2 protein-coding genes are annotated in these 1,721 nt (G+C 35.2%); both read right to left on the bottom strand.

Annotated features, from left to right (window positions below; genetic code table 11):
- Positions 1-224 precede the first annotated feature (224 nt).
- Complete coding sequence (locus ACSX1H_RS19230) at positions 225-881, bottom strand: hypothetical protein (RefSeq protein WP_439185877.1); 657 nt, start codon at positions 879-881, stop codon at positions 225-227.
- A 166-nt stretch (positions 882-1,047) separates the two neighbouring features.
- Entirely contained in the window at positions 1,048-1,248 is a 201-nt protein-coding gene (locus tag ACSX1H_RS19225) for a hypothetical protein (protein WP_439185876.1), read from the bottom strand.
- Between the last annotated feature and the right edge of the window lie 473 nt (positions 1,249-1,721).

Here is a 1,721-nt window from a genome sequence, read left to right as displayed (position 1 = left end):
GCTGGCCCGTGGGTGAGCAGCAAATTTCTCAAAAGCCGCAAGAATCCCAAAAATACCTCGAATCCGGCTTAAAAATATTGGGTGGTGCCTAACGGTTAGTATATGCAAAGTAGGCGATTGCGGGCTTCAAACTTATCAAACCGATACAATTTTGAAGCGGGCTACAACCGTTGAATTTGCTACTATTTCGCCTATTTTGTATATACATTGTTGTGCGCTGCTGTTTATTCAATTTCAATCAGTTCGTATTCAATATCGTTAAGTTTTTCTCTATCAAATTTATCTTTAATTTTCTCACTCACGATAGTCAAAGGTCTGGCGTATCTGATTACATTCTTTCCTGTCGCAATTTTATTTGAAAGTCCAAAACATTCCCAAGTATTTAAAATCAACTCGGATTTATATTTTTCAAAGTCAGTTTTGTCATACTTGAAAATATATGGATGAATTACAGTCGGAATATTTTTCTCCATATCACCAATCTCAGTGTGTGTAAAATATCCATTACGTTTACAAGTCTGGCATTGTCTATCAATTACAAATCCAGTCGAATCTTTTTTAAATCTCGGTAATGTCACATTATTTGCGAAATGATAGAAATCAAGAGGATTGTTCTTCGAATCAATTACCTGTAATAAATTAAAATCATTGAAATATTCTTTAATCAGGTTGTAAAGTCTTGTCGAAATGATATAATCTCCGTCAAGTGTCTCAAAGAAATCCTTTTTAATATTTGAAAATCCTTTTACTCTTAAATTTCCTATCAATTTAGCACCTGTACCACAATCAACACAAGCTTTTGATAAATCATAATCCGATTTACATGATTCTCCACTTTCTCCAAGTGGTCGCTTTTTATATGAAATTATAAAATGTCTCATGGTCTCTCAGTCAGTTGCGCACAACGTCTTGCCGCATGAAGTGTGCCGCTGCGTGTGGTATATTCGCTTTCTTGTTTGCGCCTTTGCTCGCGCGGGAGCAAAACTCCCAAATTCAGGCTAGTCAAGGCATTCTTTATTGCGGTTTGTTGTGCTTTCGTACTTTATATTATTCAATTCGTTTATATTCATTTTCACTGTCACCTCCTCCTGCAAAAAATGGAATGATGATAAAAAGAGCAATCCCACCATGTGTTTCTTTAATAATTAAATTGTTTTCTGTTGTAATCCCATATGCCTTATTTTCAGTACCAGATCCCCATAATAATGGTCCACAATTAAATTCTACACCTAATTTTGTTTTTTGCATAAAATATCCTTCTTCGAAGTGTCCTTTTAATACTTTAGAATGAACTAAACTATCATTAATATAATATGTAAATTTTAATCTTTTGGGTGTCAAAGGCTCTAACTCAACTTTACAAGGAGCATAAGCAAAACTAATTGTATCAGTTGTTTTTTGGGGATAATCTACAATTATACTATCAAGATATATTCCTTGTAACTTCTTGTAGTCAGGTTCTTCTAGGTGAATATCTTTCCCAATTCTATCTGCTATTTGAATAGTGGAACAATCAATAAAAGTGATATTTTCAAAAAATCACTCAATTTAATTTTTGAATCACTCATGTTGTTAATTGTACGGATTTTGATGGGTATGAAGCACAACGGTTAGCTGCATGATGCAGTAGCAGATTCGCGGTGCTGATTGTCCGTCCGACAGGACTGACAATCGAGGCGGGAATCGGCCCAACCGAAGCGAGCCGGACTGCTATGCATTAT

This window comes from Carboxylicivirga taeanensis, assembly GCF_051851475.1.
GTDB classification, from domain to species: Bacteria; Bacteroidota; Bacteroidia; order Bacteroidales; family Marinilabiliaceae; genus Carboxylicivirga; species Carboxylicivirga taeanensis.
This window is presented reverse-complemented; position numbering and strand designations above follow the sequence as displayed.